This is a genomic window from Thauera carbonicopians (assembly GCF_025699485.1).
Taxonomy (GTDB): domain Bacteria; phylum Pseudomonadota; class Gammaproteobacteria; order Burkholderiales; family Rhodocyclaceae; genus Thauera.
In genome coordinates this window covers 183604-209085 of sequence record NZ_JANUXN010000002.1, presented here as the reverse complement: position 1 = coordinate 209085, position 25482 = coordinate 183604, and the positions used below count along the sequence as shown (strand labels likewise).

Here is a 25482-nt window from a genome sequence, read left to right as displayed (position 1 = left end):
CGTTCAGATCGCCGCTTCGTTGGTCTCGCCGGTACGGATGCGGATGACCTGCTCGACGGGCATGATGAAGATCTTGCCGTCACCGATCTTGCCGGTATGGGCCGCCTTGACGATCGCCTCGACCGCGGCATCGACCAGTTCGTCGCTCACCACCACTTCGACCTTGATCTTCGGCAGGAAATCGACGACGTATTCCGCCCCGCGATAAAGCTCGGTATGGCCCTTCTGACGGCCGAAACCCTTGACCTCGGTGACGGTCAGGCCGGTGATGCCGACCTCGGACAGGGACTCGCGAACTTCATCCAGCTTGAACGGTTTGACAATCGCTTCGATCTTCTTCATCGGCCTCTCCTGTTCCTGATCTTCGTTGTGGTAGCGGAATGTTATCGGATAACGCCCGCCCTTATCGAATCCCATCGCGAATCCCATCGCGCGCCCTTCGCCTGAGGTACCCAGCGTTCGGGCCCGGTATTGCCCATCCACCGCCCCGGAAGCACCCGAATCGATGCCGCGGTATCGCCCCGGCCACGCAGCACGCCGGACGTGGACAACCCACAAGCCGGGTGAGCAAGCCTGTGGATAAGCCGTGGACAGCGCTTGCAAGTGGCCGCCGCCAAAGCGTATCTTTGCACTGCACAAAATTTGAGCAGCGCCCCGACTCTGCCGGCATGGCACTGCAATACTTCCGGCATTTCCCAAGTTCCCGCGATGCCCTTCCCCGACGGACTGCATTTTTTCGACTCGATCGCCCCCATCGACCCCCGGCACTGGGACGCTCTGTCTCCCTGTCCGCTGCCGCCGCACCTGTGCCACGCCTACCTGCATGCGCTGGAAGCGAGCGCCTGCGTGGGCGGACACAGCGGCTGGATACCGCGGCATGCGACGCTGTGGGACGGCGGACGGCTGATCGCGGCGATGCCGCTGTACCTGAAGACGCATTCCTGGGGTGAATACGTCTTCGACTGGGCCTGGGCAAAGGCCTACCAGGAACACGGCCTCGACTACTATCCGAAATGGCTGGCGGCCGTGCCTTTCACGCCGATTCCGGGGCCGCGCATCCTCGGGCGCTCGCCTGCCGCGCGCCGGCAACTCGTCGATGGCGTGCTGCGCCAGGTCGAAGGCAGCGGCCTGTCTTCGCTTCACGTGCTGTTTCCGCACGAGCGGGATCTGGAACTGCTGCAGGACAGCGGCCTCGCCGTACGCCATGGCGTGCAGTTCCACTGGGAGAACGGCAGGAGGGCGACGGATGCGGACGGTGCAGCCCCGTACCGCGATTTCGAGGACTTCCTCGGCAGCCTGAACCACGACAAGCGCAAGAAGATTCGCCAGGAGCGCCGGCGCGCATCGATGCACGGCCTGCGGATGCGCTGGCTCGACGGCCGCAGCGCCCGGGAAGAGGACTGGGCTTTCCTGTACCGCTGCTATGCCAACACCTATGCCGCACACCGCTCGACGCCCTACCTGAACCTGGATTTCTTCCTGCGGCTCGCCGCCGGCATGCCGGACCAGGTTCTGCTGCTGCTTGCCGAACGGGAAGGACAGCCGGTCGCCTGCGCCTTCTTCCTGCGGGACGACGAGGCCTTGTACGGGCGCTACTGGGGGGCGATCGAAGCGCTGCCTTTCCTGCACTTCGAGCTGTGCTACTACCAGGCAATCGAATACTGCATCCGGCATGGGCTACGGCGCTTCGAAGGCGGCGCACAAGGGGAGCACAAGCTGTCCCGCGGGCTCCTGCCGGTCAGGACGCAGTCGGCGCACTGGATCGCCGATCCGCGCTTCAGCGCCGCGGTGGACGACTACCTGGAACGGGAGCGCACGCAGATGGGCTTCTACCTGGACGAACTCGACGAGCACGCCCCTTACCGGCGGGCCGCCCCCGCAGGTGGCTGATCGAAGGCCGGGCCTTTCTCAGCCGACGCTTTGCCCGGAATGTTCCGGCGCAGTTCAGCCTTGTCCGGCCGGGATCAGGGGCAGGCAGCGGTAGAGCGCGGCGATCGACTTGCCGTCGGTCAGCTCGCCGTTGTGGATCGCCTCCTCGGCTTGCTTTACGCTCAGACTGAGCAATTCGAGGAATTCGCCGTCGTCCAGCGCATGCCCGACGTGGCGAAGACCCGTGGCGAGGAAGATCTCGATCCGTTCGTCGGAATAGCCGATGCACGGATGCATGACGCCGATGTAGCGCCACTGCTCCGCTTCGTAGCCGGTTTCCTCGCGCAGTTCGCGGCGGGCGCAGGCGAGGATGTCCTCGCCGGGATCGATCTTGCCGGCAGGCAGTTCCAGGAACACCCGCCGCAAGGGATAGCGGAACTGGCGTTCGAACAGCAGACGGCCATCCGGCAGAACCGCGACCACGACGACGGCGCCGGGGTGGCGGATGTATTCCCTGAGCCCTTCGCTGCCATCGGGCAGCAGCACCCGGTCCCGCCAGACCTTGAGCAGCCTGCCGTCGACGAGCTGCTCGCTCGCCAGTTCCCGCTCTTCGAGCGGGTCGGGCCGGGTCGTGCTCACCGAATCAAAGCGAGCCGAGCAAGGCGTATGCGCACAGCGACATCAGCATCTGCGGCGCCAGGCCCAGGGCGGCGATCGCGATGCCGTTCGCCGACAGCATGACCCGCACTTCGGCCGGCGCATGGATCGGCGACTCGTCGACCGGCGCATCGAAGTACATCACCTTGACGACGCGCAGGTAGTAGAACGCCCCCGCCACCGACAGCAGCACCGCGACCACGGCCAGCCAGAAGTAGCCCGCGGCGACCACCGCCTGCAGCACGGCCAGCTTGGCGAAGAAGCCGATGAAGAAAGGCACGCCCGCCATCGAGAACATCACGAACAGCATCATCAGCGCAAACCACGGGCTGCGCCTGTTGAGGCCCTTGAAGTCGTCGATGTTCTCGGCGTCGAAGCCGGCGCGCGACAGCAGGATCAGCATGCCGAAGGATGCCAGGCTCATGATCACGTAGGCGACGGCGTAGAACATCGCCGAGCTGTAGGCATTGAGCGCGAAGTGGCGGTCGCCGTCGACCACGCCCGCCAGCAGGCCGAGCAGCATGAAGCCCATGTGCGAGATACCGGAATAAGCCAGCATCCGCTTGATGTTCTGCTGCGCAATCGCCGCCAGGTTGCCGAGTGCGATCGATGCGACCGCGACCAGCATCAGCATGCCCTGCCATTCCTCGGCGACGTCGAACAGCGCCCAGATCAGCAGGCGGACGGCCATCGCGAACGCGGCGAGCTTGGGCGCGGCCGAGATCATCAGCGTCACGGCCGTGGGCGCGCCCTGATAGACGTCGGGCACCCACATGTGGAAGGGCACCACGCCCAGCTTGAAGCAGATGCCGGCGACCAGGAAGACGAGGCCGAAGGTCAGCACGGTCTGGTTCGCCGCCTGGTTGTAGATGGACTGGGCGACGGCGGAGAATTCCAGCGAGCCGGTCGCGCCATAGACCATCGACATGCCGTACAGCAGCAGGCCCGAGGCCAGCGCGCCGAGGACGAAGTACTTCATCGCCGCTTCGGTCGAGCGCGCGGAATCGCGGTCGAAGGCGACCATCGTGTACAGCGCCAGCGACATCATCTCCAGGCCGATGTACATCGGCAGCATGTGGTTGGCCGAGACCATGACCATCATGCCCAGCGTCATCAGCAAGGCCAGCAGGTAGTACTCCGGCTTGTCGATCTTGCGGTCGGCGAGGTAGCCCCGACCGTACAGCAGCGCGATCGCGGTGGAGAAATAGATCATCAGCTTCAGGAAACTGCCCATCAGATCGCTGATGAACAGGTTGCTGAAGGTATATACCGGCTCGCCTTGCATCGTGTAGATGGTGATGAAGGCCGCCGCGATCAGCGTCGCCTGCGTTGCGTAGTACGCCAGCGAGCGCGCGATGCTGCGGGCGAAGGTGCTCGCCAGCATGATCACCAGGGCCATCACGGCGACGAAAATCTCTGCCGCGGCGGGGTAGAAGTCGGGGACGACAAAGTTCATCTTCTGACCAGTCCGTTAAGTGTCTCTAAAGGTGCCTCGAGCCTGACGGCACTCAGAGCTTGCTCACGGCAACATGCCGCAGGAGTTCGTTGACCGAAGCATGCATCACTTCGGTGAAGGGATAGGGATACAGACCCATCGCCAGTACGCAGAATGCAAGGATCGCAAGGAAGGCGAACTCACGGCCGCTGAGATCCTCGAGCTCGGCCACGTGCTTGTTGGCGACCTTGCCGAACACCACGCGCTTGTACATCCACAGCGAATAGGCGGCGCCGACGATCAGCGTGGTTGCGGCAATGAAGCCGATCCAGAAGTTGTACTGCACTGCGCCGAGCACGACCATGAACTCACCGACGAAGCCGGAGGTGGCCGGCAGGCCGGAGTTGGCCATCGCGAACAGCATGAAGAAGGCCGCGAACTTGGGCATGGTGTGCACTACACCGCCGTAGTCGGCGATCTGGCGCGAATGCACGCGGTCGTACAGCACGCCGATGCAGAGGAACATCGCGCCCGAGACGAAGCCGTGCGAGATCATCTGCACCAGTGCGCCTTCGACGCCCAGCGGGTTGAAGATGAAGAAGCCCAGGGTGACGAAGCCCATGTGCGAGATCGACGAATACGCGACCAGCTTCTTCATGTCGGCCTGCACCAGCGCGACGAAACCAATGTATACCACCGCGATCAGCGACAGCGTGATGACCAGCCAGGCGAGCTCATGAGCCGCGTCCGGCACGATCGGCAGCGAGAAGCGCAGGAAACCGTAGGCGCCGAGCTTCAGCGCGATCGCGGCCAGCACCACCGAGCCGCCGGTGGGCGCTTCGACGTGGGCATCCGGCAGCCAGGTATGCACCGGCCACATCGGCACCTTGACGCCGAAGGCGATCAGGAAGGCCAGGAAGATCAGGACCTGCGGCTCCATCGGCAGCGGCAGCTGGTGCCAGTCGAGGATGCTGAAGCTGCCGCCGGACTGCATGAACAGGTACAGCAGGGCGATCAGCATCAGCAGCGAGCCGAGCAGCGTGTAGAGGAAGAACTTGATCGCGGCATAGACGCGGTTCGGACCGCCCCAGACACCGATGATCAGGTACATCGGGATCAGCGAGGCCTCGAAGAACACGTAGAACAGCACGCCGTCCAGTGCCGAGAAGATGCCGTTCATCAGGCCCGACATGATCAGGAAGGCCGCCATGTACTGCGCCACGCGATCCTCGATCACCTTCCAGCCCGCCATCACGACCATGATGGTGATGAAGGCGTTGAGGATCACGAACCACACCGAGATGCCGTCGACGCCCAGGTGGTAGTTGATGTTGAAGCGCGGCACCCAGGAGCCGAGCTCGACGAACTGCATCGCGCTGGTCGTCGTGTCGAAGCCGGTATAGAGCGGAATGGTGACGACGAAACCCACCACGGCAGCCGCCAAGGCGAGCATCCGCGCCAGCGGGGCATTGCGATCGGAGCCGGTCGCGAGCACCAGCAGGCCGCCGAGAATCGGCGCCCAGATCGCCAGACTGAGGAGAGGAATGTCCGTCATCGTTGCTTTCCGTTCAGTGCGCCGCGAACGGCGCGTTCCATCTTGTTATGAGTACGTTCCTGTTTGCCCTGCCCCGCTTACCCGCGGTTGAACCAGAAGGTAAGCAGGATGAACACGCCGATGATCATCACGAAGGCGTACTGGTACAGGTGGCCGGTCTGGAACAGGCGCGACATCTGCGCCACCCAGCCCACCAGCCTGGCCGTGCCATTCACCGCGACGCCGTCGATCAGGGCCTGGTCGCCCGCCTTCCACAAGCCCTTGCCGAGCGCTCGCGCGCCACCGGCGAAGAAGATCTCGTTGAAGCGGTCGAAGAAGTACTTGTTCTCCAGCAGGCAGTAGATCGGCTTGAAGATGCGCTGGATCGCGGCCGGGATGTCCGGCCTCACCATGTAGAAGAACCAGGCCACCGCGACACCGCCCATCGCCAGCCAGAACGGCGCGGTCTGCAGGCCGTGGATCGCCATCGCCAGCGGGCCGTGGAAGCTCGCTTCGAGCTCCTTCAGGCCGACGTGGTTGTCGCCGACGAAGATGACGTTCTTGAACCAGTCGCCGAACAGCATCGGCTCGATGGTGAAGAAACCGATCAGCACCGAGGGGATGGCCAGCAGCACCAGCGGCAGCGTCACCACCCAGGGCGATTCGTGCGGCTTCTGCCCCGGCGCGAGGCCGTGGTGATGGTGATCATCGTCATGGGCATGGTCGTCATCGCCATGCGCATCCGCGTGATGTTCGTCATGGCCGTGATCGTCATGCCCATGATGGGCCTGGCCGAAGCGCTCCTTGCCGTGGAACACCAGGAAGTACATGCGGAAGGAGTAGAACGCGGTCACGAACACGCCCAGCATGACGCAGAACAGCGCGTAGCCGGCACCCGGGATGGTCGAGGCATGCACCGCCTCGATGATCGAGTCCTTGGAGAAGAAGCCCGAGAACAGCGGGAAGCCGATCAGCGCCAGCGAGCCCAGCAGCGAGGTGAACCAGGTGATGGGCATGTACTTCCACAGGCCGCCCATGTTGCGCATGTCCTGGTCGTGGTGCATGCCGATGATCACCGAGCCGGCGCCGAGGAACAGCAGGGCCTTGAAGAAGGCGTGCGTCATCAGGTGGAAGACGGCTGCCGAGTAGGCCGACACGCCGAGCGCCACCGTCATGTAGCCGAGCTGGGACAGCGTCGAGTAGGCGACGACGCGCTTGATGTCGTTCTGGACGATGCCGAGGAAGCCCATGAACAGCGCGGTCGTGGCGCCGATCACCAGCACGAAGGACAGCGCGGTGTCGGACAGCTCGAACAGCGGCGACATGCGCGCCACCATGAAGATGCCGGCGGTCACCATGGTCGCGGCGTGGATCAGTGCCGAGATCGGGGTCGGGCCTTCCATCGAGTCGGGCAGCCAGACGTGCAGCGGCACCTGGGCGGATTTGCCCATCGCACCGATGAACAGACAGATGCAGATCGCGGTGATCAGCGGCCAGCCGGTGACGGCCATTTCCTGGGAAGCGAGGCTGTCGGCCTGGGCGAACACTTCGGCGTAGTTCAGCGAGCCGGTGTAGGCCGCAATCAGACCGATGCCGAGCAGGAAGCCGAAGTCGCCGACGCGGTTGACCAGGAAGGCCTTCAGGTTGGCGTAGATCGCGGTCGGGCGGTCGTACCAGAAACCGATCAGCAGATACGAGACGAGGCCCACCGCTTCCCAGCCGAAGAACAGCTGCATGAAGTTGTTGGACATCACCAGCATCAGCATCGAGAAGGTGAACAGCGAGATGTAGCTGAAGAAGCGCTGGTAGCCGGGGTCTTCCGCCATGTAGCCGATGGTGTAGATGTGCACCATCAGCGACACGAAGGTCACCACCAGCATCATCATCACCGTCAGCGAGTCGATCAGGAAGCCGACTTCGAAGGTGATGCCGCCCGCCACCATCCAGGTGTAGATCGTGCCGTTGAAGGTGTTGCCCGCCTGCACGTCCTGGTAGATGTACACCGAGGCGGCCAGCGCGATCGCCACACCGAGGATGGTGACGACGTGCGCGCCGGTGCGTCCGATCGCCTTGCCGAACAGTCCGGCCAGAATCGCGCCGGCGAGCGGCGCCAGCGGCACGAGGAGATAGAGAGTCTGCATGTCCGTCATCGTGGCGCTTCCTTAACCCTTGAGGCTGTCCAGATCATCCACGTGGATCGTGCGCATGTTGCGGAACATGACGATCAGGATCGCGAGGCCGATCGCGGATTCCGCCGCGGCGACCGTGAGGATGAAGAAAACGAAAACCTGGCCGGCGATGTCGCCCAGATAGTGCGAGAAGGCGATGAAGTTCATGTTCACCGCAAGCAGCATCAGTTCGATTGCCATCAGCAGCACGATCAGGTTCTTCCTGTTCAGGAAGATCCCGACAACACTGATCGCGAACAAAATCGCGCCCAGGACGAGGTAGTGGGAAAGCGAAAGCATCTGTGGTGACTCCCTGATCGCACCGGTGTGTCACCGGTGCGTTTCTATGTTCGCGTGCTGTTTCAGTCTTCTTTTTCGGCCTGCATCTTGACCAGCTCGACGCGGCCTTCGCGCTTGACCGCCACCTGCTCGGAGGCCGGGATGCCCTTGATGCCCTTGCGCTTGCGCAGGGTCAGCGTGACCGCCGCGACCATCGCCACCAGCAGCACCAGCGAAGCCAGCTCGAACGGATAGACGTAGTCGGTGTAAAGCACGCGGCCGAGTTCGCGGGTGTTGCTGAAGCTCTCGCCCGCCGGCGGCGGCGCGGGCATCGCCTCGAGCCCGAAATAGGAGCCGCCGAGCACCATCACCATCTCGACCAGCATCAGGATGCCGACCAGCGCACCGACCGGCAGATAGCTCCAGAAGCCCTCGCGGATGCGGTCGAGATTGATGTCCAGCATCATCACGACGAACAGGAACAGCACCATCACCGCGCCGACGTAGACCATCACCAGCGTGATGGCGAGGAATTCCGCCTGCAGCAACAGCCAGATGCCGCCCGCGTTGAAGAAGGTCAGCACCAGGAACAGCGCCGCATGCACCGGGTTCCGGGCGGTGATCACCCTCAGCGCCGCGAACACCATGATCACGGCGAGAAAGTAGAAGACGAAGGTCTTGAATTCCATGTTCTTGACTCATGGCGCGCAAGGCGCCGTCCGTTAGCGGTATTTGGCGTCCTGCTCGCGGTCGGCCGCGATCTGCGCTTCGTGGCGGTCCCCCACGGCAAGCAGCATCTGCTTGGTGTAGTAGAGATCGCCCCGCTGTTCGCCGTGGTACTCGAACACGCGCGTCTCGACGATGGCATCGACGGGACAGGCTTCCTCGCAGAAGCCGCAGAAGATGCACTTCGTCAGGTCGATGTCGTAGCGGCTGGTACGGCGCGAGCCGTCGTCACGCTGCTCGGACTCGATCGTGATCGCCATTGCCGGGCAGATCGCTTCGCACAGCTTGCACGCGATGCAGCGCTCCTCGCCGTTCGGGTAGCGGCGCAGGGCATGCAGACCGCGGAAGCGGTTGCTCTGAGGCGTCTTTTCCTCGGGGAACTGGACGGTGATCTTGCGCTGGAAGAAATGCCGCCCGGTCAGGGCCATGCCCTTGACCAATTCCTTCAGGAACAGACTGCCGATGTAATCCTTGGCACCCATGGTCTTCTCAACTCCAGATCGACAGCGGCGACATCAACCACACCGCCACCACAAACACCCACACGAGGGTCACAGGGATGAACACTTTCCAGCCCAGGCGCATGATCTGGTCGTAGCGGAAGCGAGGGAAAGTTGCACGTGCCCACAGGAAGATGAACAGAATCGCGGCGGTCTTGATCGCCAGCCAGTGGAAGCCATCCGGCAGGAAACCCACCGGCGACAGCCAGCCGCCCAGGAACAGGACCGAGGTCAGGATCGAGACCAGGATCATGTTGGCGTATTCGGCGAGGAAGAACAGCGCAAAGGCCATGCCCGAATATTCGACCATGTGGCCCGCCACCACCTCGGCCTCGCCTTCGACGACGTCGAAGGGCGCGCGGTTGGTCTCGGCAATGCCCGAGATCAGATAGACGACGAACATCGGCAGCAGCGGCAGCCAGTTCCAGGACAGGAAGCCCAGGCCCATGTCGGCGAACATGCCGGTCCCCTGCGAGGTGACGATGTCGCTCAGGTTCAGGCTGGCCGAGATCAGCAGCACGCAGATCAGCGCGAAGCCCATCGACACTTCGTAGGACACCATCTGCGCGGCCGCGCGCATCGAGCCCAGGAAGGGATACTTGGAGTTCGACGCCCAGCCGGCGACGATCACGCCATAGACTTCCAGCGAGGTGATCGCGAGCAGGAACAGCAGACCGGCATTGACGTTGGCCAGCACCAGTCCGTCATCGAAGGGCACCACCGCCCAGGCCGCCAGCGACGGCGCGATGGCGAGGATCGGGCCGAGGATGAACAGCCCCTTGTTGGAGCTGCTCGGAACGATGATTTCCTTCAGCAGCAGCTTGACGCCGTCGGCGATCGGCTGCAGCAGGCCTTTCGGACCGACGCGGTTGGGGCCGATACGAACCTGCATGTAGCCGATGACCTTGCGCTCGGCCAGGGTCAGGTAGGCCACGCAGATCATCAGGGGCGCGATGATCGCGACGATCTTGGCCAGCGTCCACACTGCGGGCCAGGCAGGGCCGAAGAAGTCGGCGACGGGTTGCAGCATCGATTCCATCAGGCACGCTCCAAGCTCAATTCACCGCTCATCGCGCCGAGCGTCGCGGTCGATATGTGCGCGGCCGCGATCCTGACGCAGGCTGCGGCGAGCGCCGGATCGGTCTGCGCAACCAGTTCCGCGGACGCCGACCCCTGCTTCACGCGGACGCGGTCGCCATCGGCGATACCCAGCGCGGCGAGCGTCGCAGGCGCGATGCGCGCCGTCGGCGCCTTGGCATCGCGGGTCTTCTGCAAGGCCTCGGCACGGCGAGCGATCGGATCGGCGAAATGGATCGGCACGTCGGTGACGCGCTCCAGCGCTCCGCCCGGAGCTTCGGCCGCGTTGACGATGATGCCCTCGATGCTGTTGCCGAGCTTCGACGCCACATCCTCACCCAACGCTTCGGCGCGTACGGCTTCGGAATCGTTCTGCGAGAAGCCATCGAGCGACAGCAGGTTGCCCAGCACGCGCAGCACCTTCCAGGCCGGCCGCGTCTCGCCTTGCGGGCGGGCGACGGCGTTGAAGCTCTGCGCCCGACCTTCGCAATTCACGTAAGTGCCGGAGGTCTCGGTGAAGGGCGCGACCGGCAGCATCACGTCGGCGACGCCGCGCAGCGACTCGGAATCGAAGGCGCTCAGGGCGACGACCAGCTGGGCGGAACCCAGCGCGGCGGCGGCCGCCGAAGGATTGGCAAAATCGAAGGCGGGTTCGGCGCCGAGCACGACATAGGCCTTGCGCGCCTGCTCGATCATGGCCGCGGCGTCGAGGCCGCCGTTCGCCGGAACCGCGCCGGCCAGATAACCGCCGACACTGTTGGCCGCCTCGCCGATGAAGCCGAAGACGCCGCCGGTAAGATGGGCGATTTCCTGCGCGAGCATCTGCAGTTCGCTGGCGCGGGCATGCTGCACGGCCAGGTTGCCGAGCCAGACCGCAGCCTTGCGGCCCGAGGCCAGGCTCTTCGCGATCACACGCGCTTCGTCCGACACCTGCGCCGGCAGCTTGCCGCGCAGCGCCACCGAGACTTCGGCACCCTTCTCTTCGGCCAGCGCCGCGACGACCTGGGCCAGCGCCGACACCATGGCCGACGGTGCGACCAGAGCACGATTCCTGACCGGCAGCAGCCACTCTTCGGCATTCGGGCCGAGTGCGCTCACCTGCAGGCCTTTCTTCGCCGCCTGGCGGACGCGCTGCGCCAGCAGCGGTGCATCCTTGCGCAGGAAGCTGCCGACCACCAGCAGGCGGTCCAGCTCCTTGACGCCGGCGATCGGCATGCCCAGCCAGGGGGCGCCGCCGCACTTGCCGTCGGCACGGAAGTCCGACTGGCGCAGGCGGAAATCGACGTTGTCCGAACCCAGCCCCCGCACCAGCTTCTGCAGCAGATAAAGCTCTTCGACGGTGGCGTGCGGCGAACCCAGCGCACCGATCGAGGCCGAGCCGTGGTCCTTGGCGATGCCGCGCAGGCCATTGGCGACGAATTCGAGCGCCGCCTGCCAGTCGACCCGCTTCCACTCACCGCCCTGCTTGATCATCGGCACGGTCAGGCGTTCGTCGCTGTTGAGCGCCTCGTAGGAGAAGCGATCCTTGTCGGACAGCCAGCACTCGTTGATTTCTTCGTTCTCCAGCGGCAGCACGCGCTTGACCACGTCGTGCTTGGTCTGGACGATCAGGTTCGAGCCGAGCGAATCGTGCGGGCTCACCGACTTGCGCCGCGACAACTCCCAGGTACGCGCGGCGAAGCGGAAGGGCTTCGAGGTCAGCGCGCCCACCGGGCAGAGGTCGATGATGTTGCCCGACAGCTCCGAATCGATGGTCTTCTCGATGAAGGGCATGATCTCGGCGTGCTCGCCGCGGAAAGCCTGGCCGAGTTCCATCTCGCCGGCGATCTCGGCGGTGAAGCGGACACAGCGCGTGCAGTTGATGCAGCGCGTCATGTCGGTGGACACCAGCGAACCGAGATTCTTGTTGAAGACGACGCGCTTTTCTTCCTGGTAGCGCGAAGCCGACGAACCGTAGCCGACCGCCAGATCCTGCAGCTGGCATTCGCCGCCCTGGTCGCAAATCGGGCAGTCGAGCGGGTGGTTGATCAGCAGGAACTCCATGACGCCCTTCTGGGCCGTCACGGCGAGTTCCGAGTGCGTCCACACCTTCATGCCGTTGGTCACCGGCGTGGCACAGGCGGGCAGCGGCTTGGGCGCTTTCTCCACCTGGACGAGGCACATCCGGCAGTTGGCCGCGATCGACAGTTTCTTGTGATAGCAGAAGTGCGGAATGTAGGCGCCGGCAGCCGCGGCAGCATCCATCACGGTGCTGCCGTCGTCGACCTGGACCTGCTTGCCGTCGATTTCGATCTCTAGCATGACGGGCTCACGTAGATTTGACTGCCAGCGTACTGCACTTCATGCGGCACGAGGCATTTCTTGTTTTCGATGTGGTACTCGAACTCGGCGCCGAAGTGCTTGACGAAGCTCTGCACCGGCATGGAAGCGGCGTCACCCAGGGCGCAGATCGTGCGGCCCATGATGTTGGTGGTGACCGAGTTCAGCAGTTCGAGGTCGTCGGCGCGGCCGAGGCCGTGTTCGATGCGATGCACCACGCGGTACAGCCAGCCGGTGCCTTCGCGGCACGGCGTGCATTGGCCGCAGGATTCCTCGAAGTAGAAGTAGGACAGGCGTTCGAGCGCCTTCACCATGCAGGTGGTCTCGTCCATGACGATGACCGCGCCCGAACCCAGCATCGATCCCGCCTTGGAGATCGAGTCGTAGTCCATCGTGCAGTCCATCATGATGTTGCCGGGCACCACCGGCGACGACGAACCGCCCGGAATCACCGCCTTCAGCTTGCGGCCGCCGCGCATGCCGCCGGCCATCTCCAGCAGCTCGGAGAACGGCGTGCCGAGCGGGATCTCGTAGTTGCCGGGACGATTGACGTGGCCCGAGATCGAGAACAGCTTCATGCCGCCGTTGTTGGGCTTGCCGAGGTTCAGGAAGGCCTCGCCGCCCATGTTCATGATGAACGGCACCGAAGCGAAGGTCTCGGTGTTGTTGATCGTGGTCGGCTTGCCGTAGAGGCCGTAGCTCGCCGGGAACGGCGGCTTGAAGCGCGGCTGGCCCTTCTTGCCTTCGATCGATTCGAGCAGCGCGGTTTCCTCGCCGCAGATGTAGGCGCCGTAGCCATGATGGGCGAACAGCTCGAAGGAGAAGTCGGAACCGAGGATGTTCCGGCCGAGCAGGCCGGCTTCGCGCGCTTCGGCCAGCGCCTCTTCGAAACGCGAATACACTTCGAAGATCTCGCCGTGGATGTAGTTGTAGCCGCGGGCGGCACCCATCGCGTAGGCCGCGATGATCATGCCTTCGATGACGCTGTGCGGGTTGTAGCGCAGGATGTCGCGATCCTTGAACGTGCCCGGCTCGCCTTCGTCCGAGTTGCAGGCGAGGTACTTGTCGCCGGGGAAGGAGCGCGGCATGAAGCTCCACTTGAGACCGGTGGGGAAGCCCGCACCGCCCCGACCGCGCAGCACCGAGGTCTTGAGCTCGGCGATGATGGTGTCCTGCGGCGTCTTATCGGCGAGGATCTTCTTCAGCGCGGAGTACCCACCGCGCGCGACATAGTCCTGGAGCCGCCAGGTGCGGTCGCCGTCACAGCCGGCGAGGATCATTCCTTGCGTGCTCATTTCTTGTCCAGGTCCGCCAGCATCTGGTCGATCTTTTCCGTGGTCATCCAGCTGCACATCTGGTGGTTGTTCACCAGCAGTACAGGCGCATCACCACAGGCACCCATGCACTCGCCTTCCTTCAGCGTGAACTTGCCGTCGGGCGTGGTTTCGTTGAAATCGATCCCCAGCTTCTGCTTGACGTACTCGGCGGCATGGACACCGCCTGACAAGGCACAGGGCAGGTTCGTGCACACCGTGATCTTGTGGCGTCCCACCGGCTCGAGATCGTACATGTTGTAGAAGCTGGCCACCTCGTAGGCCGCGATCGGCGGCATCTCGAGATAGCGGGCAACGAACTCGATGAGTTCCTTCGGCAGCCACCCTTTCTCGACCTGCGCGATGCGCAGCGCTGCCATCACGGCAGACTGCTTCTGGTCTGGTGGATACTTGGCGATCTCTCGATCGATCTGTTGCAAGGATTCCTGGCTCAGCATTTCGTTTTGATCTTCCGGATAGCCTGCCGACTCTTGTTAGCCGATGTCACGCCCATGGCGCGGGAAGCGGTCCGACCTCAGCGGTCGATCTCGCCGAACACGACATCCATCGTACCGATGATGGCGACGACGTCCGCGATCATGTGTCCGCGGGTCATGTCGTCCATCGCCGCGAGGTGCGCGAAGCCCGGTGCCCGCAGCTTGAGGCGATACGGCTTGTTCGCGCCGTCCGAGACCGCATACACGCCAAACTCGCCCTTCGGGTGCTCGACCGCGGCATAGACCTCGCCCTTGGGCACATGGATGCCTTCGGTGAACAGCTTGAAGTGGTGGATCAGCTCTTCCATGTTGGACTTCATGTCCTCGCGGGAAGGCGGCGCCACCTTGTGGTTGTCCGTGATGACCGGGCCGGGATTCTTGCGCAGCCAGTCCACGCACTGCTTGACGATGCGGTTCGACTGGCGCATTTCCTCCATGCGGCACAGGTAGCGATCGTAGCAGTCGCCGTTCTTGCCGATGGGGATGTCGAAATCCATGCGGTCGTAGACTTCATAGGGCTGCTTCTTGCGCAGGTCCCAGGCGATGCCGGAACCACGCAGCATCGGACCGGTGAAGCCCCAGGCAAGCGCCTGCTCGGGCGACACCACGCCGATGCCCACGGTACGCTGCTTCCAGATCCGGTTGTCGGTCAGCAGGGTCTCGTACTCGTCGCAATAGGTCGGGAAGCGGTTGGTGAAGTCCTCGATGAAGTCGAGCATCGAGCCGTCGCGTGAAGCATTGAGCTCGCGCACCGTCTTCTCGTTGCGGAACTTGTTGACCTCGTACTTCGGCATCCGGTCCGGCAGGTCGCGATAGACGCCGCCCGGCCGGTAATACGCCGCGTGCATCCGTGCGCCCGAGACCGCCTCATAGACGTCCATCAGGTCTTCGCGCTCGCGGAAGGTGTAGAGCACCATCGTCATCGCGCCGATGTCGAGCGCGTGGGTGCCGATGTTGAGCAGGTGGTTCAGGATGCGCGTGATCTCGTCGAACATCACGCGGATGTACTGCGCCCGCTCCGGCACCTCGACGCCGAGCAGGCGCTCGATGGCCATACAGTAGGCGTGCTCGTTGCACATCATCGACACGTAGTCGAGGCGGTCCATGTACGGCACCGACTGGACCCAGGTGCGCGTTTCGGCAAGCTTCTCGGTACCGCGGTGCAGCAGGCCGATGTGCGGATCGGCGCGCTCGACGACTTCGCCGTCGAGTTCGAGCACCAGACGCAGCACGCCGTGGGCCGACGGGTGCTGCGGACCGAAGTTGATCGTGTAGTTGCGGATCTCAGCCATGGCCGACGTCCCCGTAGTTCTCTTCGCGCACGATGCGCGGCGTATTCTCGCGCGGCTCGATGGTGACCGGCTGATAGACGACCCTGCCCTGCTCCGGGTCGTAGCGCATTTCGACGTAACCCGAAACCGGGAAATCCTTGCGGAACGGATGTCCGACGAAGCCGTAGTCGGTCAGGATGCGGCGCAGATCGGGGTGGCCGGCATACATGATGCCGTACAGGTCGAAGGACTCACGCTCGAACCAGTTGGCGCTCGGCCAGACATCCACGACCGAATCCAGCACCGGGAAGGCATCGTCGTCGGCAAACACCCGCAGGCGCAGGCGCCAGTTGTGGCGAATGGAGGTCAGATGCGCGGCCGAAGCGAAGCGCCTGCCCTCCCAGTCTGCATTGCCGTAGGTGGAATAGTCGAGACCCGAGATGTCGATCAGCTGCTCGAAATGCAGGTCTTCGTGGTCGCGGAGCGTTCGGGCGACGTTCAGATAATCGGTGGCAGCGACCTCGATCGTCACTTCCCCACAGTCGACAACCAGGGACTGCAGCGTTTCACCGAATACGTCACGCAGCTTCTGACTCAGGCGTTCAAGCTTGGCACTCATGTCTGGGGCACCTGTCAACGCGCGATCGTGTTCGTGCGCTTGATCTTGTTCTGAAGCTGGAGAATGCCGTAGAGCAAGGCCTCGGCCGTGGGCGGACAGCCCGGCACATAGACATCGACCGGCACGATGCGGTCGCAGCCACGCACGACCGAATAGGAATAGTGGTAGTACCCGCCGCCATTGGCACAGGACCCCATCGAAATGACCCAGCGCGGCTCGGCCATCTGGTCGTACACCTTGCGCAACGCGGGCGCCATCTTGTTGCACAAGGTACCGGCCACAATCATCAGGTCGGACTGGCGGGGACTCGGCCGGAACACCACGCCGAAACGGTCCAGGTCATACCGGGCACAGCCGGCATGAATCATCTCGACCGCACAGCAGGCCAGACCGAAAGTCATCGGCCACAACGAGCCGGTGCGCGTCCAGTTGATGACCGCGTCGAGCGAAGTCGTGACGAAACCTTCGCGGAAGACACCCTCAATGCTCATGCCTTACTCCCAGTCGAGCGCACCGTTCTTCCACTCGACGATGTATCCGATAACCAGAATCGCAAGAAAGACCATCACCGAACCGAACACGAACCAGACATGCTCGCCGGCAGCGATGAATTCCTGGAAAACCGTCGCCCACGGAAACAGGAAGGCGATTTCCAGATCGAACAGAATGAAGAGAATGGCGATCAGATAGTAGCGAACGTCGAACTTCATGCGGGCGTCCTCGAACGCCTCGAAGCCGCACTCGTACGGGGAGAGCTTCTCGCTGTCGGGACGGTAGGGAGCAACGATCCGCCCAAGAAGCACAGGAGCAACACCGAAACCCAGTCCCACGAGCATGAACATCAGAACAGGAAAGTAATTTTCCAGCATGTTCAAAACCCCCTAGCAAATTCGACAGCAGGAGCGCTGTCATTATTGTTTTGGCTGCTCTGCATAGGAACGCCCGCAATAGCGGGCGCTCTCCGTAATCATGGTGCCGACGATGAGACTCGAACTCATACGGCTTTCGCCACTACCCCCTCAAGATAGCGTGTCTACCAATTTCACCACGTCGGCACTTTGTTTCAAAGCCAAGCGATTATACGATTTTTTACGCAGCGAGCAAACAGCCGGATGCGTATTTATTTGGGGATGGCCTGCGCTGCGGAGTCGTCGGCCGGCACCGGCGGCACGGCGGGGACGGCATCCTGCGACGGCTGCACCTGCACGCCTTCCATGATGCTCGACGGCGCTGCCGGCTTGTCGTTGGCGAGGTAGCTCAGCCCCAGACTGGTCAGGAAGAAGGCCGTCGCCAGCACTGCCGTCGTGCGGCTGAGGAAGTTCGCCGAACCGGACGAACCGAACAGGCTGCCCGACGAACCACTGCCGAACGCGGCCCCCATATCGGCCCCTTTCCCATGCTGCATCAGGACCAGGCCGATCACGCCGAGGCCGACCAGCACATGGACGGTCAGCACGAGAGAGAAAAGATAGTCACCCATCACAAACCCTAAAAGAACTTCGTTGAAAACTCAGACCCCTGCCGCCCGGCAGATGGCCATGAAATCATCGGCGACCAGCGACGCACCGCCGATCAGCCCGCCGTCCACGTTCGGCATCGCGAAAAGCTCCGCCGCATTGTCGGGCTTCACGCTGCCGCCATACAGGATGCGGATGACGCCCGCATCGACGCCCTGCTCCGTCAGCCAGCCGCGCATCGCAGCATGGACTTCTTCGGCCTGTTCCGCCGTGGCCGAACGCCCGGTGCCGATCGCCCAGACCGGCTCGTAAGCCAGCACCAGCCGGCTCAGCCCTTCCCGGCCAAGCAGCCCGGCCACCGCAGCAAGCTGGCGCGTGATGACGACCGTCACTTTACCCGCCTCGCGCTCGTCCAGCGTCTCGCCCACGCAGACGATCGGCACCAGCCCGGCCGACAAGGCCGACGAGGCCTTGCGGGCGACGGTCAGATCATCCTCGCTGAACAAGGCCCGCCGCTCGGAATGGCCCACGATCACGTAACGGCAGCCGAAGTCCACGAGCATCGCCGCGCTGACTTCGCCCGTGTAGGCGCCCGCGGCAAACTCGCTGACGTCCTGCGCCCCCAGTTCGAAGCCCGACGAATGACGCTGCAGCTGGGCAAGATAGGGATAGGGAACGCACAGCGCGACATCGACCCCAGGTACCGGACGAAGCGCCGCAAGCAGGGCTTCGTTGGCAGCGAGGCTGCCGTTCATCTTCCAGTTGCCTGCGACGAGTTTTTTCATCATGGTGCGGACATGCTGACGCAGAAGGCTAAACCGTAAGATTATAGGACTCAGGCGACCTGCCGGCAAATCGGCGCGAATGGCCTGCCCTGCGGCGCACTTTCGCCCGCGCTCTGGTGGCACACTGGCGCGCGTGTCGACGCTATGCTTGGAACCACGCCCACCCGCCGATGCCTGGCGGCGTGCGCCGTAGCGAATGCCGGACCGCGCCGGACACGAACCAAACCGTGCCAGGTCTGCCGAACGAGAGTCACTCGCCACCGCAGGAGCACCGCCATGGAAAAGCCAGTGCACGTCTTGAAGGATCTTTTCGCCCAGCTCGGGCTGCCGAACTCGACCGCCGAGATCGAAGCCTTCATTGCCGCTCATGCGCCGCTCGCCGACGAAGTGAAGCTGCCCGACGCGCCGTTCTGGACGACGGGCCAGGCGGCATTTCTCCAAGAGCAGCTTGCGAACGATGCCGATTGGGCCGAACTCGTCGACCAGCTCAACGCGGCGCTGCGCAGGAACGATTCCGCATAGGCAGCGGCCGGCAGCACCTGCTGGCCATCATCCGGGCACAAGAAGGCCCCCACGCCCCACTGCTGCGCGAGTCACAAGAGGGCCGGCTTTGCACGGCTGGCCCGTTAGCCGCGGAGCAGTACTCCGCGAAACCCCTCCACCCCCCGAGGGAGCGCTTTTGCCTCGGAGTGGCCGGGCATTGAAAAAGGGCGGCCAGGCCGCCCTCGTCCGTTCAGCCGAAGCGGCCGGTGATGTAGTCCTCGGTTTCCTTCTTCTTCGGCTTCACGAACAACTCGTCGGTGACGCCGAACTCGACCATTTCGCCAAGGTACATGTAGGCGGTGTAGTCCGAGATCCGTGCCGCCTGCTGCATGTTGTGGGTGACGATGATGATGGTGAACTCGGTCTTCAGTTCGTCGACCAGCTCCTCGATGCGTGCGGTCGAGATCGGATCGAGCGCCGACGTCGGCTCGTCGAGCAGGATGACTTCGGGCTTCACCGCGATGCCGCGGGCGATGCACAGGCGCTGCTGCTGGCCGCCCGACAGGCTCATGCCGCTCTGGTGGAGCTTGTCCTTGACCTCGTCCCACAGCGCCGCCTTGCGCAACGCCCACTCCACGCGATCGTCCATGTCCTTCGACGACAGCCTTTCATGCAGCTTCACGCCGAAGGCGATGTTGTCGTAGATCGACATCGGAAACGGCGTCGGCTTCTGGAAGACCATGCCGATCTTGGCGCGCAGCACGCTGACGTCGATGTCCGAGCCCAGCAGATTGCGGCCGTCGAGCAGCAAATGGCCTTCGGCGCGCTGCTCGGGATAAAGATCGTACATGCGGTTGATCGTGCGCAGCAGCGTCGATTTGCCGCAGCCGGACGGGCCGATGAAGGCGGTGCATTTGTGCCGCGCCATCTTGAAGTTGATGTTCTTCAGCGCATGGAACTTGCCGTAGTAGAAGTTGAAGTCCTTGAATTCGATTTGCGCGTCGTTGATCTGCATATGTTCTTCTCCAGTCGCGGGCCGGCTGCCGGCCCGGAATTGCTGGCAATGGATCCTTAGTTGATCTTCTCGGCCCGCAGGAAGACGCGGGCAATGATGTTGAGTACCAGGACGCCCATGGTGATCAGGAAGACACCTGCCCAGGCCAGGTCCTGCCAGTTGGTGAAGGGACTCATGGCGAACTTGAAGATGGTCACCGGCAGGTTCGCCATCGGTTCGTTGAGGTTCAGCGACCAGAACTGGTTGGACAGCGCGGTGAAGAGCAGCGGCGCCGTTTCACCCGCGATCCGCGCCACCGCCAGCAGCACGCCGGTCAGCACGCCGGCGCGGGCCGCCCGCAGCGTGACCTTGGAGATCACCACGCTCTTCGGCGCGCCCAATGCAAAAGCAGCTTCGCGCAAGGTGTTGGGGATCAGCTGCAGCATGTTCTCGGTCGTGCGCACGACGACCGGCAGCACGATCAGCGCCAGCGCGATCACCCCCGACCAGGCCGAGAACTTGCCCGTCTGTGCCACCACCACCGCATAGACGAACAGACCGATGACGATCGACGGCGCCGACAGCAGCAGGTCGTTGATGAAGCGGGTGGTCTTGCCCAGCCAGTGATGCTGGCCATACTCGGCCAGGTACACGCCGGTCAGGATGCCGATCGGCGTTCCGAGCAGGGTCGCCAGCGTCACCAGGATCAGGCTGCCCATGATGGCGTTGAGCAGGCCGCCGCTGTCGGCGCCCGGGGGCGGCGTCATCTCGGTGAACAGGGCGACCGACAGGCCGGACAGCCCCAGATCGAACACCGTCCACAAGATCCACGCCAGCCAGAACAGGCCGAAGGCCATTGCCGACAGGGACAGGGTCAGGGCGACCTTGTTGGTGAGTTTGCGTCTTGCAAGCAGATTCATGTCGGTCACTCGCTCAGCTCTTGGCGCCTTCGCCCTTGGCGAGTCGCATCAGCAGCAGTTTGGAAACGATCAGCACGACCAGCGTGATCGCAAACAGGATCAGGCCGAGTTCCATCAGCGCCGCGGTATGCAGGCCCGGATCGGCTTCGGCGAACTCGTTCGCCAGCGCCGAGGTGATGCTGTTGCCGGGCTCGAACAGCGACGCGGAATTGAGAAAGTTGGTGTTGCCGATGACGAAGGTCACCGCCATCGTCTCACCCAGCGCGCGGCCGAGGCCCAGCATCACGCCGCCGATCACGCCGGTCTTGGTATAGGGCAGCACCACGCCCCACATCACCTCCCAGGTCGTGCAGCCGACGCCGTAGGCCGACTCCTTCAGCATCGGCGGCGTCACCTCGAACACGTCGCGCATGACCGAGGCGATGTAGGGGATGATCATGATCGCCAGGATGATGCCGGCACAGAGCAGGCCGATACCCAGCGGCGCACCGGCAAACAGCTTGCCGATGATCGGCACCTGCCCGATCGACGACTGCAGCCCGGGCTGAACGTACTGGGCGAAGATCGGCGCGAAGATCAGCAGGCCCCACATGCCATAGACGATGCTGGGAATCGCGGCGAGCAGCTCGATCGCGGTACCAAGCGGACGGCGCAGCCAGGCCGGCGAAAGCTCGGTCAGGAACAGCGCGATGCCGAAGCTGACCGGCACTGCGATCAGCAAGGCAATCGCCGAGGTGACCAGCGTGCCGTAGATCGGAATCAGCGCACCGAAATCCTCCATCGGCGGATTCCAGGCATCGGAGAACAGGAAGCCGATGCCGAAAGCCTGGATGCTCGGCCAGGAAGCATAAATGAGCGCGACGACGATGCCCGCCAGCAGGATCAGCGTCAGCCAGGCGAAGGATTTCGCCATGCTGCTGAACACCTTGTCGCCGACTCTTCTCGACGCCGAAGACTTGAACTCGGTCGTTCGCATTGAAACATCCGGAAGGGCGGCGGCCTGGGAGCCGCCTCCCGCAGTGACGGAAGCACCAAAGGCCCCATGGGCCTCCGGCTGTTGGCTACGTTGGACCATGGGGTGAAGTCCCGCTTACTTGGCGTAAGGGATCGGTGCGCCGGCAGCGTCCTTCATCTCGCCCCAGGAGGCGCGAATCAGGTCGACGGTGGCCTTCGGCAGCGGAATGTACTCGAGCTCGAGCGCCATCTCACCGCCGTTGGCATAGGCCCAATCGAAGAACTTCAGCGCCTCGGCCGCCTGCGACGGCTTGTCCTGCACCTTGTGCATCAGGATGAAGGTCGCGCTGGTGATCGGCCAGGCCTTCGCACCCGGCTGGTTGGTCAGGATCTCGTAGAAAGCCGACTTGGACCAGTCGGCGCCTTCAGCCGCGGCGGCGAAGCTCTCGTTGCTCGGCTCGACGAACTGGCCGTCCTTGTTTTGTAGGATGGCATGCGCCAGCTTGTTCTGCTTGGCATAGGCATACTCGACATAGCCGATCGAGCCCGGCAGGCGCTGCACGAAGGCCGACACGCCTTCGTTGCCCTTGCCACCCAGACCGACCGGCCACTGCACCGCAGTGCCCTCGCCGATCTTGTCCTTCCACTCGGCGGAAACCTTCGACAGATAGTTGGTGAAGACGAAGGTCGTACCCGAACCGTCGGCGCGGCGCACCACGCCGATGTCCTGATCCGGCAGGTTCAGGCCAGGATTCAGCGCAACCAGCGCCGGGTCGTTCCACTTGTTGATCTTGCCCTGGTAGATCTGGGCCAGGACTTCGCCGGTCAGCTTCATGTCGCCCGGCTTGATGCCCTGCAGATTCACCACCGGCACGACCGCGCCGATCACCGTGGGAAACTGCTGCAGCCCGCCTTCGGCCAGCTTCTCCGGCGTCAGCGGCATGTCGGAGGCACCGAAATCGACCGTCTTCGCGGTGATCTGGCGAATGCCACCACCGGAGCCGATCGATTGATAATTCACACGGTTGCCCGAAGCCTTCTGGTAGGCGTCGGCCCACTTGGCGTAGATCGGTGCCGGAAAGGACGCGCCCGCCCCGGTGATGTCGGCCGCCTGTGCATTGAAGGCGAGCAGAACGGCGGAAGAAGCGGCAAGAGCAAACTTGGTGGAGAAACGCATCATCGTTACCTCGGGTTGAAAACCAGGCCCCTAAGGTAACAATGCATTGTTACAGCCGCGTTTCATGTCACCGGACGGAAAAAAACCGTCCGGTCGCGGCAGCGGAAGACGACGGTGCGGGGCATGCCCCGCACCGTTCCGCGATCAGGCGATCGCGTGCTGCACCACGTCGGCGATTTCACGCGCCAGACGTTCGACGAGTTCACCGTCACGTCCTTCGACCATCACCCGCAGCAGCGGCTCGGTGCCGGACGGGCGCAGCAGCACGCGGCCGCTGTCGCCGAGCGTCGCTTCCGCCCTGGTCTGCGCCGCAGCGATGCCGGTATCGGCACGCCAGTCGAAACCGGCGGGCAGTCGCACGTTGATGAGTTTCTGCGGGTAGAACACCAGATCGGCGCAGGCGTCGGCGAGGCTCGCCCCTCGCTGCTTGAGCGCCGCCAGCACCTGCAGCGCCGAGACGATGCCGTCGCCGGTGCTGTGGCGATCGAGGCAGATGATGTGGCCCGAATTCTCGCCGCCCAGCTTCCAGCCGCGTTCGTGCAGCATCTCGAGCACGTAGCGGTCGCCCACCTTGGCGCGGGCGAACGGCGCGCCGAGCCGGCCGACCGCATGCTCGAAGCCCAGATTGCTCATCAAGGTGCCGACCACGCCGTCGAGCTTGCCTTCGGCGTGCCGGGCCGCAGCGACCACGTACAGCAGCTTGTCGCCGTCGTAGATTTCACCGCGATGGTCCACCATGATCAGGCGGTCGGCATCGCCGTCGAGCGCGATCCCCAGGTCCGCCTTTTGCGCCAGCACAGCCTGGCACAGATGTTCCGGTCTCGTCGCACCGACGCCATCGTTGATGTTGAGTCCGTTCGGCTCGACACCGACCGGCAGGACTTCGGCGCCGAGCTCATGGAACACGCTCGGCGCGATCTGATAGGCGGCGCCGTGGGCGCAGTCGACTGCGATTCGCATGCCGCGCAGATCCAGCTCGTTCGGGAAGGTGCTCTTGCAGAACTCGATGTAGCGCCCGGCAGCATCGCTGATCCGGCGCGCCCTGCCCAGGCGGGCAGAATCCACACAGCCCATCGGTTCGTCGAGATGGGCTTCGATTTCGGCTTCGAGGGCATCGGGCAGCTTGGTTCCGCCCGCGGAAAAGAACTTGATTCCGTTGTCGTAGAACGGGTTGTGCGAAGCCGAGATCACCACGCCGGCCTGCAGGCGCAAGGCCCGCGTCAGGTAGGCAACGGCCGGCGTCGGAATCGGACCCGCCAGCATGACGTCGACGCCTGCCGCGGCAAAACCCGCTTCCAGCGCCGCTTCGAGCATGTAGCCGGAAACCCGCGTGTCCTTGCCGATGAGGACGGCCGGGCGCTCGCCGGCAGGCAGTTTTTCGCGCGCAACCAGCGTCACACCGGCCGCATAACCCAGCTTCATCACGAACTCGGGCGTGATCGGCGCCTCGCCGACCTTGCCCCGCACACCATCGGTACCGAAATACTTGCGCCCCATCATCACTCCGGCTGATTCACAAAGCACGGATTATGACACCGGACGCAGGCGATCGCTCAGGACATGCCACGCACTGCATGCCAGATCCTGATCGCATCGCAGGTCGGCCCCACGTCATGGACACGCACGATGCTCGCGCCGCGCTGCACGGCAATCAGGGCCGCGGCGACGCTCGCCGGCATCCGCTCCGCGACGCCGCGGCCCGTCACCGCGCCCAGCATCGATTTGCGCGACAGGCCGGCCAGCACCGCAAAACCATCCGCGCAAAAATGCTCCAGCTCGCGCAGCAAGGCATAGTTGTGTTCGACCCGCTTGCCGAAACCGAAGCCCGGATCGAGCACGATCCGCTCGCTCGCCACACCGGCCGCCTGCAGCGCCTGCACGCGCTGGCCGAGGAAGCGCCTGACCTCATCGACCACGTCGTCGTAGCGGGGATCGTGCTGCATCGTGCGCGGCTCTCCCTGCATGTGCATGACGCACAAGCCAGCCTGGCTGCCGACGACGGCCTCGATCGCCCCGGGCGCGCAAAACGCGTTGATGTCGTTGATCATGTCGGCGCCGGCTTCGAGGGCCGCCCGCATCACCGCCGGCTTCATCGTGTCGACGGACAGCGGGACGTTCCAGCCACGGGCCTGCTCGATGAAACTCAGCACGCGCTCCCGCTCCAGCTCCTCCGGCGCGGGTTCCGCCCCCGGGCGCGACGACTCCGCGCCGATGTCCAGCATGTCGGCGCCCTGGTCGAGCGCCTGCTCCGCGGATGTCAGGGCTGCGGACACATCCCCCCGAAGGCCATCGCCGCTGAAGGAATCGTCCGTCAGGTTGATGATCGCCATCACCCGCGGCCGGGAAAGGTCGAGGCGGAAACGTCCGCACTGAACGATCGACATGCTTGCTCACCAAAGAAAACGGGCCGGAAGTCCGGCCCGTCGGGTTTCGAGGATCAGGCTGAGG

The 25482-nt window shown here is 63.9% G+C and carries 26 protein-coding genes and 1 tRNA gene; 2 read left to right on the top strand and 25 right to left on the bottom strand.

Annotated elements, in window-relative coordinates:
• Positions 1–3: 3 nt before the first annotated feature.
• Positions 4–342 carry a P-II family nitrogen regulator gene (locus tag NX068_RS03505; RefSeq protein WP_068634781.1) on the bottom strand — a complete coding sequence of 113 codons (339 nt, stop codon included), beginning with the start codon at positions 340–342 and terminating at the stop codon, positions 4–6.
• A 366-nt stretch (positions 343–708) separates the two neighbouring features.
• Here NX068_RS03505 and NX068_RS03500 point away from each other — a divergent pair, with 366 nt between their 5' ends.
• Positions 709–1890, top strand: a complete 1182-nt coding sequence (locus tag NX068_RS03500; RefSeq protein ID WP_263459909.1) for a GNAT family N-acetyltransferase — start codon at positions 709–711, stop codon at positions 1888–1890.
• 54 nt (positions 1891–1944) lie between these two features.
• On the opposite strand, the gene NX068_RS03495 is transcribed toward NX068_RS03500, so the two are convergent.
• From NX068_RS03495 to tpiA, 18 genes are all read right to left on the bottom strand, one after another.
• A complete protein-coding gene (locus NX068_RS03495; RefSeq protein WP_263459908.1) occupies positions 1945–2508 on the bottom strand; it encodes an NUDIX domain-containing protein in 564 nt (187 codons plus the stop codon).
• A 4-nt stretch (positions 2509–2512) separates the two neighbouring features.
• Positions 2513–3982, bottom strand: coding sequence for an NADH-quinone oxidoreductase subunit NuoN (gene nuoN, locus NX068_RS03490; protein ID WP_263459907.1), 1470 nt, complete (start codon positions 3980–3982; stop codon positions 2513–2515).
• Positions 3983–4034: 52 nt separating this feature from the next.
• A complete protein-coding gene (locus tag NX068_RS03485; RefSeq protein ID WP_263459906.1) occupies positions 4035–5516 on the bottom strand; it encodes an NADH-quinone oxidoreductase subunit M in 1482 nt (493 codons plus the stop codon).
• Positions 5517–5593: 77 nt separating this feature from the next.
• Positions 5594–7645, bottom strand: coding sequence for an NADH-quinone oxidoreductase subunit L (nuoL, locus tag NX068_RS03480; RefSeq protein ID WP_263459905.1), 2052 nt, complete (start codon positions 7643–7645; stop codon positions 5594–5596).
• A 12-nt stretch (positions 7646–7657) separates the two neighbouring features.
• Positions 7658–7963 (bottom strand): NADH-quinone oxidoreductase subunit NuoK, encoded by a 306-nt coding sequence (gene nuoK / locus NX068_RS03475; RefSeq protein WP_263459904.1) that lies wholly within the window; start codon positions 7961–7963, stop codon positions 7658–7660.
• Positions 7964–8025: 62 nt separating this feature from the next.
• Positions 8026–8631 (bottom strand): NADH-quinone oxidoreductase subunit J, encoded by a 606-nt coding sequence (locus tag NX068_RS03470; RefSeq protein WP_263459903.1) that lies wholly within the window; start codon positions 8629–8631, stop codon positions 8026–8028.
• 33 nt (positions 8632–8664) lie between these two features.
• Positions 8665–9150: an NADH-quinone oxidoreductase subunit NuoI gene (gene nuoI / locus NX068_RS03465; protein WP_263459902.1), complete on the bottom strand. Its 486-nt coding sequence runs from the start codon at positions 9148–9150 to the stop codon at positions 8665–8667.
• A gap of 7 nt (positions 9151–9157) precedes the next feature.
• Positions 9158–10207, bottom strand: coding sequence for an NADH-quinone oxidoreductase subunit NuoH (nuoH, locus tag NX068_RS03460; protein ID WP_263459901.1), 1050 nt, complete (start codon positions 10205–10207; stop codon positions 9158–9160).
• Positions 10207–12546, bottom strand: a complete 2340-nt coding sequence (gene nuoG, locus NX068_RS03455; RefSeq protein WP_263459900.1) for an NADH-quinone oxidoreductase subunit NuoG — start codon at positions 12544–12546, stop codon at positions 10207–10209. The genes nuoH and nuoG overlap by 1 nt, the downstream gene beginning before the upstream one ends.
• The gene (gene nuoF / locus NX068_RS03450) at positions 12540–13844 is read right to left on the bottom strand and encodes an NADH-quinone oxidoreductase subunit NuoF (RefSeq protein WP_263460183.1); all 1305 of its coding nucleotides are present in this window, start codon (positions 13842–13844) and stop codon (positions 12540–12542) included. Before nuoF ends, nuoG begins: the two co-directional genes overlap by 7 nt.
• 11 nt (positions 13845–13855) lie before the next feature.
• Positions 13856–14335, bottom strand: coding sequence for an NADH-quinone oxidoreductase subunit NuoE (nuoE, locus tag NX068_RS03445; RefSeq protein ID WP_004333791.1), 480 nt, complete (start codon positions 14333–14335; stop codon positions 13856–13858).
• A 77-nt stretch (positions 14336–14412) separates the two neighbouring features.
• Positions 14413–15666: an NADH-quinone oxidoreductase subunit D gene (locus tag NX068_RS03440; protein WP_263459899.1), complete on the bottom strand. Its 1254-nt coding sequence runs from the start codon at positions 15664–15666 to the stop codon at positions 14413–14415.
• The gene (locus NX068_RS03435; RefSeq protein ID WP_263459898.1) at positions 15659–16264 is read right to left on the bottom strand and encodes an NADH-quinone oxidoreductase subunit C; all 606 of its coding nucleotides are present in this window, start codon (positions 16262–16264) and stop codon (positions 15659–15661) included. The genes NX068_RS03440 and NX068_RS03435 overlap by 8 nt, the downstream gene beginning before the upstream one ends.
• Positions 16265–16278: 14 nt before the next feature.
• Positions 16279–16755: a NuoB/complex I 20 kDa subunit family protein gene (locus tag NX068_RS03430; RefSeq protein ID WP_068634794.1), complete on the bottom strand. Its 477-nt coding sequence runs from the start codon at positions 16753–16755 to the stop codon at positions 16279–16281.
• 3 nt (positions 16756–16758) lie between these two features.
• Complete coding sequence (gene ndhC, locus NX068_RS03425) at positions 16759–17133, bottom strand: NADH-quinone oxidoreductase subunit A (RefSeq protein WP_263459897.1); 375 nt, start codon at positions 17131–17133, stop codon at positions 16759–16761.
• Positions 17134–17234: 101 nt separating this feature from the next.
• Positions 17235–17319, bottom strand: a tRNA-Leu gene (locus NX068_RS03420).
• Between the two features lie 65 nt (positions 17320–17384).
• On the bottom strand, positions 17385–17744 hold the full coding sequence (secG, locus tag NX068_RS03415; protein WP_263459896.1) for a preprotein translocase subunit SecG: 360 nt from the start codon (positions 17742–17744) through the stop codon (positions 17385–17387).
• A 30-nt stretch (positions 17745–17774) separates the two neighbouring features.
• Positions 17775–18506, bottom strand: coding sequence for a triose-phosphate isomerase (gene tpiA, locus NX068_RS03410; protein ID WP_263460182.1), 732 nt, complete (start codon positions 18504–18506; stop codon positions 17775–17777).
• Between the two features lie 276 nt (positions 18507–18782).
• On the opposite strand from tpiA, the gene NX068_RS03405 reads away from it, so the two are divergent.
• Entirely contained in the window at positions 18783–19028 is a 246-nt protein-coding gene (locus NX068_RS03405; RefSeq protein WP_263459895.1) for a DUF2789 domain-containing protein, read from the top strand.
• Between the two features lie 211 nt (positions 19029–19239).
• Here NX068_RS03405 and pstB read toward each other — a convergent pair whose 3' ends face one another.
• The 6 genes from pstB to folP all read right to left on the bottom strand — a co-directional run bounded on the left by pstB (position 19240) and on the right by folP (position 25418).
• A complete protein-coding gene (gene pstB, locus NX068_RS03400; RefSeq protein WP_263459894.1) occupies positions 19240–20004 on the bottom strand; it encodes a phosphate ABC transporter ATP-binding protein PstB in 765 nt (254 codons plus the stop codon).
• 56 nt (positions 20005–20060) lie between these two features.
• Positions 20061–20903: a phosphate ABC transporter permease PstA gene (gene pstA, locus NX068_RS03395; protein ID WP_263459893.1), complete on the bottom strand. Its 843-nt coding sequence runs from the start codon at positions 20901–20903 to the stop codon at positions 20061–20063.
• 13 nt (positions 20904–20916) lie between these two features.
• On the bottom strand, positions 20917–21879 hold the full coding sequence (gene pstC, locus NX068_RS03390; protein ID WP_263459892.1) for a phosphate ABC transporter permease PstC: 963 nt from the start codon (positions 21877–21879) through the stop codon (positions 20917–20919).
• Between the two features lie 114 nt (positions 21880–21993).
• Complete coding sequence (gene pstS, locus NX068_RS03385) at positions 21994–23037, bottom strand: phosphate ABC transporter substrate-binding protein PstS (RefSeq protein WP_263459891.1); 1044 nt, start codon at positions 23035–23037, stop codon at positions 21994–21996.
• A gap of 141 nt (positions 23038–23178) precedes the next feature.
• Entirely contained in the window at positions 23179–24531 is a 1353-nt protein-coding gene (glmM, locus tag NX068_RS03380) for a phosphoglucosamine mutase (RefSeq protein ID WP_263459890.1), read from the bottom strand.
• A gap of 56 nt (positions 24532–24587) precedes the next feature.
• Entirely contained in the window at positions 24588–25418 is an 831-nt protein-coding gene (gene folP / locus NX068_RS03375; RefSeq protein WP_263459889.1) for a dihydropteroate synthase, read from the bottom strand.
• Positions 25419–25482 lie beyond the last annotated feature (64 nt).